Here is a 14,759-nt window from a genome sequence, read left to right as displayed (position 1 = left end):
GGGGCACCTGGACAGTCGGCTTTGGGGGATGCACGAGAAAACTCCTTGTGATGATCTCATCATACAACTGTGGGTTTGGGCTGGCAATCCTGCCGCTCTAGAATGCTCAAGATCGTTTCCCTATGCAGATCGTTCTTTTTCCCCCGTGCGTTCGCGGAAAGATAATATGTCATCGTATGAGTTATCTCTTCGGGAATGCAGTATCATGAATCGTCGTATTCATAGGCTCCGCCCCATGGCCTCCGTCCCCGCGCGCCGTTCGCGCAACCTCACCCAGAATGTCGTCGCCGCGCTGTCCGAGCGCATCCGTCACGGCGAATTCCATGTCGGCGAGAAATTGCCGACGGAGTCCGCCCTGATGGAGTCCTTCGGCGTCAGCCGGACCGTGATCCGAGAGGCGATCTCCCGCCTGCAGGCCGCCGGCCTGGTCGAAACCCGGCACGGTATCGGGACTTTCCTGCTTGAGCCCCGCAACGAACAGCAGTTGCGCATCCGCACGGAAAACATCCTGACCATGCTGGACGTCCTGGCGATCCTTGAATTGCGGATCAGCCTGGAAACCGAAGCGGCGGGGCTGGCCGCGTTGCGGCGTACGGATGCCCAGGTCCAGCAGTTGCGCGGCATCCTGGACGAGTTCGCCGAACACGTGCGCAAGAAAACCGGCAATGCGGTGGTCTCGGACGTGGCGTTCCACCTGACGGTGGCGACGGCGACAGGCAACCGCTATTTCCACGACATCCTGAAACAGCTGGGCAAGGCCATCATTCCCCGCACGCGTGTCGATTCCGCAGCCCTGGCCGAAGACGACCGCACCGGCTATCTCGGCCGTGTCCATGTCGAGCACGAGGATATCTACAATGCCATTGCCCGAAAGGACCCGGACGCCGCCCGCGCGGCGATGCGCACGCACCTGACCAACAGCCGGGAACGCCTGCGCCGCGCCCAGGAAGCGGCCGAGCAGGGCGCCTGAGTCCGGGCGGTTCGTCGCCCACATCCGTCACGCATTGCAGACCGCCCCGCGCCGCCCGCCGCCGCGGGGCGGTCTGCAATATGCGAATGAATCCGTTGGAAATTCTTATAGATATGTCATCGTATAAGAAAGAAATCCCAGGGGGCTTGGCTGGGTTTTGACGAAATCGCTGCAAATCGATCTTTAATATCAGTGTATGTACTAGTCCGGATGAATGGGGCTTGTTGCTTGTCATCTGATGTCATATGATAACGTACGACATGAACAAGAGCGGATGGTGCGGCATGCGCCATTCCAGACCAGAGGACACCACGCATATGACGACTTGCCAGGAATTGAAGGACATCCTGAGGGACGGACTCCTGTCGTTTCCCGTCACGGATTTCGATGCCCGGGGCAATTTCGACCCCAAGGGTTACCAGGCCCGCCTGGAATGGTTGATGCCCTACGGAGCCCGCGCCCTGTTCGCGGCCGGCGGCACGGGCGAGTATTTCTCTCTGACGCTGGATGATTTTTCCCAGGTGGTGCGCACGGCGGTCAAGACCTGCCAGGGCCATACCCCGATCCTGGCCGGCGCGGGCGGTCCCACCCGCAATGCCATCGCCTTCGCCCAGGAAGCCGAGCGTCAGGGCGCGGCCGGCCTGCTGCTGATGCCGCACTATCTCACCGAGGCGCCGCAGGACGGCATTGCCGCGCACGTCAAGGAAGTCTGCCGCTCCGTCGGGATCGGCGTGGTGCTCTACAACCGCGGCCAATGCCGCCTGTCGGCGGCCGTACTGGAACAGCTGGCCGAAGCGTGTCCGAACCTGATCGGCTTCAAGGACGGTGTGGGCGACATCGAGAACATGGTCCGGGTGCGCCGCCGGCTGGGCGACCGCTTCGCCTATCTGGGCGGTTTGCCGACGGCCGAGGTCTTCGCCGAGGCTTACCGTGCCCTGGGCGTGCCGGTGTATTCTTCCGCCGTGTTCAATTTCATCCCCGCGACAGCGATGAAGTTCTATGAAGCGGTCCGTGCCGAGGATCATGAGACCACTGGCCAGCTGCTGGACAAGTTCTTCCTGCCGATGCTCGAAATCCGCAACCGCAAGCAGGGTTATGCGGTCAGCATCGTCAAGGCCGGCGCCCGCATCGTCGGCCATCCGGCCGGCCCGGTGCGCGCGCCTCTGGTGGATCTGACGGCGCCGGAAGAAGACGAACTGCGCGCGCTGATCGAAGCGCTCTGATCCGCCCATGCCCACGTCCGCCCGATCCGCCCCGCCTGCCGAACTGGTCCTGCATCCGCGCAATCTCACCGGCGAGAGCCCGGTCTGGCATCCGGGCGAGCAGGCCCTGTACTGGGTGGACATTCCCGCCGGAACGCTGCATCGCTGGCGTGCCGGTGACGGGCAGCACACCAGCTGGCGCGCCGGTCAGCGGCTGGCGTGCATCGCCCGGCGTGCCGATGGCGGCTGGCTGGGCGCCATGGAAGATGGCGTCTATCGCCTGTCGCCGCAGGCCGATCAGCGGCTGGGTACGACGCCCCTGGTCGGTGTCGTCCATGCGTGTCCCGGCATGCGGTTCAATGACGGTCGCTGTGACCGGCAGGGCAGATTCTGGGTCGGGTCGATGCTGGACGACGGCGGGCAGGGCGCGCCTGTCGGCGCCTTGTACCGCCTGTCGGCCCTGGACGGGGAGACGCGTCTGGACTGCATCGATCAGGGCATGCTGACGCCCAATGGGCTGGCCTTCAGCCCCGATGGGCGCACCTTGTATCTGTCCGACTCGCATCCCGACCGGCAGCGCGTCTGGGCCTTTGATTACGATTCCGATGACGGGGTGCCCAGCGGGCGCCGCGTGTTCATCGAGAAGCTGCCGGGCGGCCGTCCCGACGGCGCCGCCATCGACGCCGAAGGGTGCTACTGGATCTGCGGCAACGACGCCGGGCTGGTCCACCGCTACACGCCGGATGGCCGCCTGGATCGCAGCCTGAGCGTGCCGGTGGCCAAGCCGTCCATGTGCGCCTTCGGCGGCAGGGATCTGGATACCCTGTTCGTGACGTCGATCCGCCCGGCCGGTGCCGGCCCCCTGGCCCTGGATGGGGCGTTGTTCGCCCTGCGTCCGGGGGTGCGGGGGATCGAAGAGCCGGTATTCGCCATCTGATTCCCACGTCGCGGCCCGCAGGCCACTCCGATTCGGCAGGCACGGGATCGTCAAGGATCGGGGCATCCCCCCCCACGTCGCGCCTTGCAGGGCGCTCCGATTCGGCAGGCACGAGATTGTCGAGGATCGGGGCATCCCCCCCCACGTCGCGCCTTGCAGGGCGCTCCGATTCGGCAGGCACGGGATCGTCGAGGATCGGGGCATCCCCCCCACGTCGCGCCTTGCACGGCGCTCCGATTCGGCAGGCACGAGATCGTCGAGGATCGGGGCATCCCCCCCCACGTCGCGCCTTGCAAGGCGCTCCGATTCGGCAGGCACGAAATAGTCCGCAGGGACTATTTCGTGTCCTGCCTCATCCCGAGTTTCGTAGGCCTGCCGCGATCCCGTTGATGGTCATGTGGATCGCCCGCTGGTCGCGCGATTCCTGCTCGTCGGCGCGGCGCGCGGACGATTGGCCGGAACGCACGCGGCGCAGCAGTTCGACCTGCAGGTGGTTCAGCGGGTCGATGTAGGCGAAGCGCTCGGCCAGGGCGCTGCGCAGGGGCTCGTCGTGGGCCAGAAGGTCGTGACCGGTGATGGTGCGGAAGGCGTTCCGCGTGGCCTGGTATTCGGCCACGATCCGCTCGAAGATCCGCTTGCGCAGGGCCTTGTCGGGGACCAGCTCGGCATAGGCGCGGCCGATGGCGAGGTCGGTCTTGGCCAGCACCTGTTCCATGTTGGACAGCAGGGTGCGGAAGAATGGCCAGTCCCGGGCCATGGCCTGGAGGCGTTCCAGACGTGCTTCGCGCGACAGGGCCTGGTCCGGGCCGCCATCGGAGAGGTAGCGTTCGAGGGCCGTGCCCATGCCGTACCAGCCGGGCAGGGGCAGACGGCACTGGGCCCAGGAAAACGACCAGGGAATGGCGCGCAGATCCTCGATCCGCTGCAGGGCCTTGCGCGAGGACGGGCGCGATCCGATGTTCAGGCCGGCGATCTCGCGGATCGGCGTCGAGGCGAAGAAATAGTCCGTGAATCCCTCGGTGCCGTAGACCAGATCGCGGTAGGCGTGCCGGGCGGTTTCCGACATCCAGGCCATGGCTTCGCCGTAGTGGGCGGCGTGCTCGTCCTCGGCCCGGGTGGCCGGCGAGCCGGACGCCAGGCTGGCCTCCAGGGTGGCGGCGACGAACAGTTCCAGGTGCGACCGACCGACTTCGGCGTCCTTGTAGCGGCCCTGGATGATCTCGCCCTGTTCGGTCAGGCGGATCTGGTTGTTCACCGTGCCCGGGGGCTGCGACAGGATGGAATCGTAGCTGGGGCCGCCGCCCCGTCCCACGGAGCCGCCGCGCCCGTGGAACAGGCGCAGACGGGTGCGGTGCTTGCGGAAGACTTCGACCAGGCGCCGTTCGGCCTGGTACAGCGACCAGTTCGAGGTCAGGTAGCCGCCGTCCTTGTTGCTGTCCGAATAGCCCAGCATGACTTCCTGGATTCCGTGCTGGGCGTGGCGCACGCGCGCGGCCACCTCCGGCAGCGACAGCCAGGCGTCCATGATGTCCGGGCCGCGTTCCAGGTCGGGGATGGTCTCGAACAAAGGCACCACCATCAGTCCGCGGTCGAGGGCGGCGTCGTTGGCCGTGGTGGGGGCGATCAGGCCGGTTTCCTGTTGCAGCACCAGGACTTCGAGCAGGTCGCTGAGGGTCTCGGTGTGGGACACGATGGCCTGGCGCAGGGCGGCCTCGCCGAAGCGCCGGCGGCAGTCGGCGGCCATGCGCAGGATGGCCAGTTCCTTGGTTGTTTCGGCGGAATATTCGATCCAGGGCGAGACCAGGGGGCGCGGTTCGCGCAGTTCCTGGCGCAGGACGCGGACGCGGTCGGTCTCGGACAACCTGGCGTAGCGCACGGGTTTGCCGTCAAGTGTGACGCCGGCGTGGCGCATCAGTTCGTCCAGCACGCGCTCGTGGACATCGGAGCTTTGCCGCAGGTCCACCGTGGCCAGGTGCAGGCCGAAGATCCCGACCGCCTGGCGCAGGTGCGTCAGGCGCAGCCGCGCGACCAGGGCGCCATGGTGCGCGTCCAGCGACTCGGCGACCGTCCCCAGGTCCGTCGCGAATTCGGCGGCCGTCCCGTAGGCCGGGGCCTCGTAGATGTTGCGCCGGGCCAGGCGGCGCCCGGTCAGTGCGCGCGCGGTGGCGGCCAGCCGGGCATAGATGTGGATGCAGGCGCGCCGGTAGGGCTCGTCCTGGCGGTGGGGTGACGGATCCTGGCTGGCGGCGGCCAGTTCGGACAGGGCGGGCGTGACGCGCATCAAGGATTGCGAGACGGACAGTTCCGCGCCCAGGGCGTGGACTTCCGTCAGGTAGTAGCGCAGTGCATGGGCGGACTGGCGCAGCAGCGCCTGTTCCAGGGTGCCCGCGTCCACGTTCGGATTGCCGTCGCGGTCGCCGCCGATCCAGCTTCCCATGTGGACGAAGGGCGGCAGCGGCGTGTTGTCCACATCGAACACGGTGCGCGCCGGCTTGCGCAGCAGCGATCCCATGTCCAGATGAAGCTGGGGCAGGGTGCTGAAGAAGGTGCTGGTGTAGTAGGACAGTGCGTTGTCGATTTCGTCGAGCACCGTGAGCTTGCTCTGCCGCAGCATGCGCGTCTGCCACAGGGCGGCGATCAGCCCCGCCAGGCGCTCGTTCAGTCGGGCCGACTCCAGCGGCGCATGGGGCGCGTCCATCTGGCGCAGGTGTTGGGCGATGGCCTGGTGCAGGTCCAGCGTGCTCTTGCGCTGGACTTCGGTGGGGTGGGCCGTCAGGACCGGCACGATGCAGGCCGAGGCCAGGTGCTGGCGGATGCGGGCGCCGGACAGGCCGGCGGCCTGCAGCAGATCGACGGCGTGCCGCAGGCTGCCCGGCGTCGCGGGGCCTTCGGCCTGCCAGTGCAGGCGCTGGCGGCGGGTCTGGTCGCGGTCCTCGGCAATGTTGGACAGGTGCAGGAAATAGCTGAAGGCGCGCGCCACGGAATTGGCCTCGCCGTCGGCCAGGCGGCGGATCTGGCGTTCCAGCATGCGGCCGTCGCGGTCCAGGCCTTCGCGGCGGAATTTCACGGCGGCGCGGCGCAGTTTTTCGATGACGTCGTAGACGGCGCGGCCCTCGCAGTCCCGGATGACTTCCCCCAAGGTCCGGCCCAGCAGCCGGATGTCCTGTCGCAGGGGGGAATGGACTTCGTTCGGGATCGGGGGCTTCACAGGGTCTCCATTGTCGGGAATCTGGGCGTGCGCGGCCTGCCCGCCCCGTGTTGCCGGGCGGGAGGAACCGTTTATCATAAGCGTTTTGCCCCTTTCGTTTCCAGGACCGCCGCCATGCCGCACTACCGTTCCCGCACTTCGACCCACGGCCGCAACATGGCCGGCGCCCGCGCCCTCTGGCGAGCCACCGGCATGAAGGACGGGGATTTCAGCAAGCCCATCATCGCCGTGGTGAATTCCTTCACTCAGTTCGTGCCCGGCCATGTGCACCTGAAGGACATGGGCCAGCTGGTGGCGCGCCAGATCGAGGCGGCCGGCGGTGTCGCCAAGGAATTCAACACCATCGCGGTGGATGACGGCATCGCCATGGGGCATGGCGGCATGCTGTATTCGCTGCCCTCGCGCGAACTGATCGCCGACTCGGTCGAATACATGGTCAACGCGCACTGCGCCGACGCCATGGTTTGCATTTCCAACTGCGACAAGATCACCCCGGGCATGCTGATGGCCGCCATGCGCCTGAACATCCCCGTCGTGTTCGTGTCCGGCGGCCCGATGGAGGCCGGCAAGGTCATCGCCAAGGACGGCAAGACCGTGGTGCGCAAGCTGGATCTGGTCGACGCCATGATCGAGGCTGCCGATCCCAACATCACCGACGAGCAGGCCGAGACCGTGGAACGCAGCGCCTGCCCGACCTGCGGGTCCTGTTCAGGCATGTTCACGGCCAATTCCATGAACTGCCTGACCGAGGCCCTGGGTCTGGCCTTGCCCGGCAACGGCACGGTGGTGGCCACGCACGCGCGGCGCAAGGGCTTGTTCGAACTGGCCGGCAGCCTGATCGTGCAGTTGTGCAAGCGCTGGTACGAGCAGGACGACGCCTCCGTGCTGCCCCGCAACATCGCGACGTTCCAGGCCTTCAGCAACGCCATGACGCTGGATGTGGCGATGGGCGGTTCCACCAACACCGTGCTGCACCTGCTGGCCGCCGCCCAGGAGGCCGGCGTGGCTTTCACCATGGCCGACATCGACCGGATTTCGCGTCGCGTGCCCTGCCTGTGCAAGGTCGCGCCGGCCACCCCGGACTATCACATCGAGGACGTGCACCGCGCAGGCGGCATCATGGGGATCCTGGCGGAACTCGCCCGTGCGGACCTGCTGGATCTGAGCGTGGGCAACGTGCATGCCGGCACACTGGGCGAGGCCATCCGCCGTTGGGATGTGCGTGGCGAACAGGGTGCCGGCGTAGCGGATTTCTACCGTGCGGCGCCCGGCGGCGTCCCGAGCCAGACCGCGTTCAGCCAGGACCGCTACTACGAAACGCTGGATCTGGATCGCGAGTCCGGCTGCATCCGCGACCGGGCGCACGCCTATTCCCAGGACGGCGGCCTGGCCGTGCTGTACGGCAACCTGGCGCCCAACGGCTGCATCGTCAAGACGGCGGGGGTGGACGAAAGCATCCTGACTTTCACCGGCCGCGCGCGCGTCTACGAAAGCCAGGAAACCTCGGTCCAGGGGATCCTGGGTGGCGAGGTCGGTGCCGGCGACGTGGTCATCATCCGCTACGAGGGCCCCAAAGGCGGCCCCGGCATGCAGGAAATGCTCTACCCCACGTCCTACCTGAAGTCCATGGGCCTGGGCAAGTGCGCGGCCTTGCTGACGGACGGGCGCTTTTCCGGCGGTTCGTCGGGCCTGGTGATCGGCCATGCCTCGCCCGAAGCGGCCGAGGGCGGCAACATTGCCCTGGTCGAGGACGGCGATACTATCGAGATCGACATCCCCAACCGCCGCATCCAGCTGGCGATCGATGACGAGACCCTGGCGGCGCGCCGTGCCGCCATGGAAGCGCGCGGCCCGCAGGCCTGGAAACCCGTGGACCGCCAGCGGGAAGTCTCCCAGGCGTTGCGGGCTTATGCTGCGCTGGCCACCTCGGCCGACCGGGGGGCGGTGCGCGATGTCGGGCAACTGAAGTGATGCCGCGTGGCGGCGGTCTGCGGGCTGCCGCCACGGTTTTCAGGGTAATCCCTGATTCATAGTCATATGATGACGTATCACAATGCGGTTAAGCACTCTTGAATCGCATGGAGAAGCGGCGTGGTTGAAAACAGGTTCGAACGGCTCTTGCTGACGGGCGCGGCCGGCGGGGTGGGGCGCGTGCTGCGCGAGACGCTCAAACCGATGGCGCGCGTCCTGCGCCTGTCCGACGTCCAGTCGCTGGGCACGGCCGGGGAGGGCGAAGAACTCCATCCCTGCGACCTGTCCGACCGGCGGGCCGTGGACGAAATGGTCCGGGGTTGCGACGCCATCGTACACATGGGCGGCGTGTCGGTCGAACGGCCCTTCGAGGAAATCCTGGAGGCCAACATCAAGGGCGTTTTCCACCTCTACGAGGCCGCCCGCCGCCACGGGGTGCGCCGCGTGATCTTCGCCAGTTCGAACCACGCGGTGGGCTTCTACCGCCAATCCGAGACGATCGACGCCGCCATGCCCACGCGCCCTGACGGTTATTACGGCCTCTCCAAAGCGTATGGCGAGGGCATGGCCAGCTTCTATCATGACCGCTACGGCATCGAGACGCTGTCCATCCGCATCGGCTCTTCGTTTCCCGAGCCCCGGGATCGGCGCATGATGCACATCTGGTTCAGCTACCGGGATCTGACCGAGATGATCCGCCGGGGCCTGTTCACCCCGGGGATCGGCCACACCATCGCCTTCGGCATGTCCGACAACAAAGATCCCTGGTGGGACAATCGCCTGGCCGCGCACCTGGGCTACAAGGCCCGGGATACGTCCGAGGTCTTCCGGGAACAGATCGAGCGCCAGCCGATGCCGGCGGCCGACGATCCGACAATGGTCTGGCAGGGCGGGGTCTTCACGGCCCGGGGGCCCTTCGATCCGGTGGATGCCCCTTCCTAAATATAGGATGTCTGATCTTTAAGATGGGTACGCGCGCCCGGGCATCCCGGGCGCGGGTGCTTCCGGGATCAGAACGTGTAGGTGACCCCCGCCGTCACGCTGCGGCCGTTGCCGGGCAGGAAGGTAGGATCGGCGGCACCGGCCGTATTGCGGATGACGAAGGCGCTGGCGTAGGTCTCGTCGGTCAGGTTGTCGCCCTGCACATAGGCCTGCCAGTGCCTGTCGATCCGGTAGTCCACCTTGAAGCCCAGCAGGGTATAGCTGTCCTGCCGGGTGTCCGGCGTATTGGCGTGGTTGGTCTCCGTGGAGGATGGCATCCAGCGCACATTCGGGCCGAAACGCAGCCCGCCGACGCGGTAGAGGATCTCGGCGCCGACCAGGTGGCGCGGCACGCCGGCGATGCGGTTGCCCGCGTATTCGCCCCCTTTGAAGCGGAAGTCGCTGAAGGTGTAGGCGACGCGGTAGTCGAAGGCCGCGCCCCCGCCCGGGGCGGGCACGCTGCCGTTCAGGCCCAGTTCGATGCCCTGGTGGCGAGTGCCGCCCTGATAGTTGTAGGTGCCAGCCGGCGTGCCGTTGGCGGTGCTGACGGACATGAGTTCGTCCTTGACGTCGCTATGGTAGAGCGTCAGCGCCCAGTGCGGCGCGTAGGCCCCGGCGCCCAGGCGGCCTTCGCCGCCGATCTCGACGGTGTCGGCGCGCTGCAGCTTCAGGGCGCTGAGGCTGGTTGTCGCCGGAATCGGCATGACGGAGTTCGGACGGGGGGGCACCGCGCCGGTGACGATTTCCCAGTAGGTCGGTGCCTCGTTGCTGCGGCTGACGTTCACGAAGAAACGCTGATCCTCGGCGGGCCGCCAGACCAGGCCCAGCTTCGGGCTGACGTAGCTCCAGTCCTGGTCCAGGCTGTTGCCCGAGCCGCGTTCCCGGGCATCCCGGATCGCCTGCGTGAACTTGGCGTCGCCCACGACCGTCCAGTGCGGGTTGACGTGCCAGGCGAAGCCCAGCAGGGCGCTGCGGTTTTCCGCCTGCAGGTCATAATTGCCGAATCGTTGCAGACGGGAACCGTCCTCCGGTTTGACGACGTAAAGCGTGCGGTCCATGTCGCTGCGTGACCAGTCCAGCGCCACGCGGTAATCGATGGCGCGGTACTTGCCGGCGAGCTGCCATTGCGCGCCGTAGGTCATGCCGTCGGTCACGGTCGAGCTCAGCGGGTCCTGGAAGGTGTCGTCGATGCTCTGGGCGTAGAGGCCGAACGTATTGTTCAGATCCTCGGTGCCCCAGTAGGTGCGGTTGGCGGCGCGGAACTGGCTCGATGTGCGATGCGGATCGCGTTTGTAGACGTTCAGGGGGTGGTTGGCCGTCTTGCCGTCGCCGATCACGTCGGTTGGATCGTCCTCCATCATGGAACGAGGCACGACGAACGGAATGTCCACATCCAGATCCACGTACGACAGGGACGTCCGGTTCTCGAAGCCGTCGCCCTGGACGCCGAAATTGCCTTGCACGCTGGTGCGTCCGGAACCGGAATGGTGGCGGTAGCCGGCGTACTTGTCGTGGGTGACGCTCAGGCGGCCGTCCAGGTTGTCGCCGCGTAAGCCTTTGGCGGCCTGGGCGCCGAAGCGCCCGAAGCTGCCACCCTCCATGCGCAGGAGATCGCCTTCCGTGCCCGTCAGTGACTGGAAGTCCAGCTCGCCGCCCAGGGTGGTGGCGGCCGGCGACAGGGCATTGGCGCCCCGGCGCGCGCTGATCAGGCGGGCATTGCGCGGTTCCAGAAAGCCGATCACGAAGGATCCGTCCGCCTCGTTCAGCGGCAGGCTGTCCTGCAACAGCAGGACGCCCCGGTTCACGGGGTTGCTCTGGATGCCCGAGCCGCGGATGTTCAGCCGCGGCTGGTCCAGGCCACCGAAGAATTCCTGGACCACCAGACCGGGCTGGTAGTCCAGGGCATCCCGCAGTGTGACCAGGCGCGTTTCCTGCTGCGGCTCGATCAGGTTGGTGCCGCCGGCCACGCCGTCCAGGCGGGCGCGTTCGGCCTTCACGCCGGGATTCAGCGGGGTGGCCTGGGCGTCGCCGCTGACGGTGATGGGTGTGAGGCTCGTGACGTCCTGGGCCTGGACGGGCGCCGGGCCGGCGGCCGTCAGGGCCAGGGCCAGCGCCAGGGGAGTGCGGGCGTGTCGTACGCTCATGGGGGTTCCTTGGTCGGAGGAGGTGGGAAGGGGGGCGGTCTATGCGCCGGCTGGCCGGTCCGGCGGCGCCTCTGCGGCGGATTCGTCCGGACGGCCGGAGGGGACGGCCTGTTCCCGTATCCGGCCGCCGGCCACGCACAGGATGCGGTCCACCAGGCCGGCGAGTTCCCAGGGCTGGTGGCTGATGCAGATCAGCGCGGCGCCGGTGGCGCGGGCCTGCTCGGCGCATAGCCGCCCCAGGTCGGCGCGCAGCGCCGGGTCCAGCGCGCTGAAGGGCTCGTCGAGCAGCAGCAGATCGGGTTCCAGCGCCAGGGCGCGGGCCAGGGCGGCGCGCTGGGCCATGCCACCCGACAGTTCGCCCGGCCAGGCCCGAGCCGCGTCGGCCAGCTCCACGCGGGCCAGCCAGCGGTCGCGCCGCGCGGCGATCCGGTCGCCAGGGACGCCGCCCGCACGCAGGGCGATGTCCAGGTTGTCGGCCACGCTGCGCCAGGGCAGCAGGCGGGGCTCCTGGAAGACCAGGCGGGTGCGCGGGAAGGTGTTGCGGCAGGAGCCGCTGTCCGGGTGCAGCAGGCCGGCCGCCAGGCGCAGCAGGGTGCTCTTGCCGGCGCCACTCGGGCCGATGACGCCGATGCGCTCGCCGGGGCGCACGTCCAGGCGGATGCCGTCGAGCACGGGCCGGGGGCCGAAGGCCAGGCTCAGGTCGCGCATCTCAAGCATGGCTGGGCTCCTGCCAGCGGGTCAGCCGGCGCTGGACGGGTTGCAGCAGCAGGAATTCCAGCAGGGCCACCAGACCCAGGATCAGCAGCACCCAGGCGTAGAGCCGGCCGCTGTCGAAGGTGCTGCGCGCGTTGGCCAGCGCGTAACCCACGCCGCTCTCGGCGCCCAGTACCTCGGCCATGACCACGAGCCGCACGCCACCGCAGGCGGCGATCAGCAGCGCCGCCGTCAGGGGCGCGGCCAGGGCGGGCAGATAGAGGTGGCGCAGCCGCGCCCAGGTGCCGAAATGGTAGACCCGGCCCATTTCCAGCAGGCCGGCGTCGATCATGCGCATGCCCTTGACCGTGTTGACGTACATCCCGGGCGCCATCATCAGGACCGTGATGAAGATCACCATCCCCGAACCCAGGCCGAACCAGAGCATGGCCAGTACGACCACGACGACAGGCGGTATGGCCATCAGCAGCCAGCGCAGCGGCTCCAGCAGCCCCCGCAGGCGCGCGTCGTGCCCGGCCAGTACGCCCAGCGTGAAGCCGATGCCGCAGCCGGCGCCCACGCCCATGGCGATGCGGGCCAGGCTGTCGAGGCTGTGCGTCCAGAAGCCGGGGTCGCCGGCCAGGACGCCGATCGCGCGCAGGGCCTCCAGCGGCGTGGCCATCAGCATGGGCCCCATCAGGCGGGCGGCGAATTCCCAGCCGGCGAAGATCAGGATGACGCCCAGCGCGGACCAGCGCCGGGACGTGCGCGCGGGGCGGACCCGGGCCCCCTTGGCGCCGCTTGTGGCGCTCATGGTCCGTAGAAGCCGGCGTCGGGCAGGCGGCCGCCGACGGCTTCGGGATTGTGCCGCAGGATCAGGCCGTAGAGGGCCTCCAGGTCGGGCCGCGCGGATTGTGCGTTGCGGCTTTCCAGGCGGGTGACGCGGATCGAGGCTTCGATGGCCTCGACCGGCAGGAAATCCAGGTGCTTGTGCACCAGGCGGGCGCATTCGGCCGGTTCGGCCTTGCACCAGCGCGCCGACCGGTCGTAGGCGCGCGCGAAGGCCTCGCCCAGGGCGCGGTCGCCGGCCACGCCGACATTGGCCATGATGCCGGCCTGCGGCAGATCGGGATGGTCCGTGAAGGTCCCTCGCCAGGCGTCCTCCAGACTCTGTACACGGTGCAGCGGCGCGCCGCCCCGGCGGGCACTCTGCGCCAGCAGCAGCGAGACGGAGGGTTCCGGCAGCAGCGCGCTGCGCGCCTCGCCGGTCAGCAGCAGGGTGGTGGCGTCCTGGGCGTCGCGCGCATAGCGGATGGCCGGCGCGCGCGCGCCGGTCAGTCCCTGCGCGTCCAGCAGGCGTTCGAGCAGCAGGGCGGGCAGGTCGCGCTGGAAGGTCGTCAGCAGCGGCTTGCCGGCCAGGTCGGCGACCGTGCGCACGTCCGGATCGGCGCTGACGAACCACAGCAGTCCCCAGACGGAGACGTTCAGCAGGCGCACGGGCATGCCCCGATTGGCCATGATGGCGGGCAGGTTCACCGGCGTGGCGCTGAAATCGACTTCCCGCCTGGCAATCAGCACGCGCAACTGATCCGGGCTTTTCCAGTGGCGGAATTCCACCGTGTCGGCCCAGTCCGCCAGGGCGTCGGTCTCGGCCATGTGGATGAGCGGAAAGCTGACGGCGGCCGTAGGGCCGCCCAGAACCAGACGTTCACGTGGCGCGGCCGAGACGGAGAGGGCCGTGCCCAGCAGAACGGCCGGCAGGCAGATCCGCGCCAGGCGGTATGATGCTCGAAAAGATTCCCACATAACTGAATGCGAATTATTATCAATATCGTATCGTCGCATCCGAATTGTTGAGTGCCAATGACAAAAGTCAATCCGACCGAGGATTCTCCCGCCCGGGTGCTCGGGCATCCGCTCTTCAAGGACGCGCCTGCGGAAGTGGCGCGATTGCTGCTGCGTGACGCCGCGATCCTGCATGTCGAGGATGGGAATCCGCTGTTCAGGGAAGGCGAGGACGCCATCGAATATCTGTACGTCCTGAGCGGCGGCATCGAGGTGATGCGCCACACCCAGGACGGCCAGGATCGCGTATTCCACATTTTCCGGGTCGGCCAGTTGCTTGCGGAGACGGCGATGTTCATGACGCATGGCCGCTATCCGATGAACGCCCGGGCGCATGGCGATGCGATCGCGCTGTGCCTGAAGCGGGCCGGCCTGCAGGCGGCCTGCCGCGCCTGGCCTGAGCTGGCCATGCGGCTGCTGGCGCGTCTGAGCGACCGGGTCTACCAGCGGGTCAACGAGGTGGAGTGGCTCAGCGACAGTACGGCCGCGCAGCGTCTGGCCGACTACCTGTTGCGTCTGCGGCCCGGCGAGGGATCCTCCGTACACCTGCCGCTGACGCAGCGCCAGCTCGCGGCGAACCTGGGGGTGCGCGCGGAAACCCTGAGCCGGTTGCTGGCGGACTGGGTGGCGCAGGGCCGGATCGCCGGCGCGCGCCGGGACTGGATCCTGCTCGACCCTGCTTTCCTCGACGATCTGGCGCAGCCGGCCCGGCGCAGTTTCTGATTCCGGGCGCCGTGGCCTCGCCCAATACCCGCGCCCGGCGTGCGCGTGTCCGTTCTCTGTGCGGATGGAGGTCTTAAACTGAAGG

At 67.9% G+C, this 14,759-nt stretch carries 11 protein-coding genes; 6 read left to right on the top strand and 5 right to left on the bottom strand.

Annotation, left to right across the window (positions count from 1 at the left end; genetic code table 11):
* The first annotated feature begins 235 nt into the window (after positions 1–235).
* The 3 genes from O4H32_RS03860 to O4H32_RS03850 all read left to right on the top strand — a co-directional run bounded on the left by O4H32_RS03860 (position 236) and on the right by O4H32_RS03850 (position 3,109).
* Positions 236–970: a FadR/GntR family transcriptional regulator gene (locus O4H32_RS03860; protein ID WP_269356837.1), complete on the top strand. Its 735-nt coding sequence runs from the start codon at positions 236–238 to the stop codon at positions 968–970.
* A 317-nt stretch (positions 971–1,287) separates the two neighbouring features.
* Complete coding sequence (kdgD, locus tag O4H32_RS03855) at positions 1,288–2,193, top strand: 5-dehydro-4-deoxyglucarate dehydratase (RefSeq protein WP_269356835.1); 906 nt, start codon at positions 1,288–1,290, stop codon at positions 2,191–2,193.
* Positions 2,194–2,200: 7 nt separating this feature from the next.
* The gene (locus tag O4H32_RS03850; protein ID WP_269356833.1) at positions 2,201–3,109 is read left to right on the top strand and encodes an SMP-30/gluconolactonase/LRE family protein; all 909 of its coding nucleotides are present in this window, start codon (positions 2,201–2,203) and stop codon (positions 3,107–3,109) included.
* Positions 3,110–3,461: 352 nt separating this feature from the next.
* On the opposite strand, the gene ppc is transcribed toward O4H32_RS03850, so the two are convergent.
* Complete coding sequence (ppc, locus tag O4H32_RS03845; protein WP_407932597.1) at positions 3,462–6,395, bottom strand: phosphoenolpyruvate carboxylase; 2,934 nt, start codon at positions 6,393–6,395, stop codon at positions 3,462–3,464.
* Positions 6,396–6,431: 36 nt separating this feature from the next.
* Between ppc and ilvD the strand changes: the two genes are divergently transcribed.
* Positions 6,432–8,288, top strand: coding sequence for a dihydroxy-acid dehydratase (ilvD, locus tag O4H32_RS03840; RefSeq protein ID WP_269356830.1), 1,857 nt, complete (start codon positions 6,432–6,434; stop codon positions 8,286–8,288).
* Positions 8,289–8,408: 120 nt separating this feature from the next.
* Entirely contained in the window at positions 8,409–9,230 is an 822-nt protein-coding gene (locus tag O4H32_RS03835; RefSeq protein WP_269356829.1) for an NAD-dependent epimerase/dehydratase family protein, read from the top strand.
* 68 nt (positions 9,231–9,298) lie between these two features.
* Here O4H32_RS03835 and O4H32_RS03830 read toward each other — a convergent pair whose 3' ends face one another.
* The 4 genes from O4H32_RS03830 to O4H32_RS03815 are packed head-to-tail and all read right to left on the bottom strand — an operon-like array spanning position 9,299 to position 13,912.
* Positions 9,299–11,413, bottom strand: coding sequence for a TonB-dependent receptor family protein (locus O4H32_RS03830; protein ID WP_269356827.1), 2,115 nt, complete (start codon positions 11,411–11,413; stop codon positions 9,299–9,301).
* A 39-nt stretch (positions 11,414–11,452) separates the two neighbouring features.
* The gene (locus O4H32_RS03825) at positions 11,453–12,130 is read right to left on the bottom strand and encodes an ATP-binding cassette domain-containing protein (RefSeq protein WP_269356825.1); all 678 of its coding nucleotides are present in this window, start codon (positions 12,128–12,130) and stop codon (positions 11,453–11,455) included.
* Positions 12,123–12,920, bottom strand: coding sequence for an ABC transporter permease (locus tag O4H32_RS03820; RefSeq protein ID WP_269356824.1), 798 nt, complete (start codon positions 12,918–12,920; stop codon positions 12,123–12,125). Before O4H32_RS03820 ends, O4H32_RS03825 begins: the two co-directional genes overlap by 8 nt.
* Positions 12,917–13,912, bottom strand: a complete 996-nt coding sequence (locus O4H32_RS03815) for an ABC transporter substrate-binding protein (protein ID WP_269356821.1) — start codon at positions 13,910–13,912, stop codon at positions 12,917–12,919. Before O4H32_RS03815 ends, O4H32_RS03820 begins: the two co-directional genes overlap by 4 nt.
* A 57-nt stretch (positions 13,913–13,969) precedes the next feature.
* On the opposite strand from O4H32_RS03815, the gene O4H32_RS03810 reads away from it, so the two are divergent.
* Positions 13,970–14,674 carry a Crp/Fnr family transcriptional regulator gene (locus O4H32_RS03810; protein WP_269356820.1) on the top strand — a complete coding sequence of 235 codons (705 nt, stop codon included), beginning with the start codon at positions 13,970–13,972 and terminating at the stop codon, positions 14,672–14,674.
* The last annotated feature ends 85 nt before the right edge of the window (positions 14,675–14,759 follow it).

Origin of the sequence: Castellaniella denitrificans (assembly GCF_027214045.1) — a bacterium.
Lineage (GTDB): Bacteria > Pseudomonadota > Gammaproteobacteria > Burkholderiales > Burkholderiaceae_B > Castellaniella > Castellaniella denitrificans_A.
Note: the sequence above shows the minus strand (reverse complement) of the source record. Positions and strands in the feature narration are given on the sequence as shown.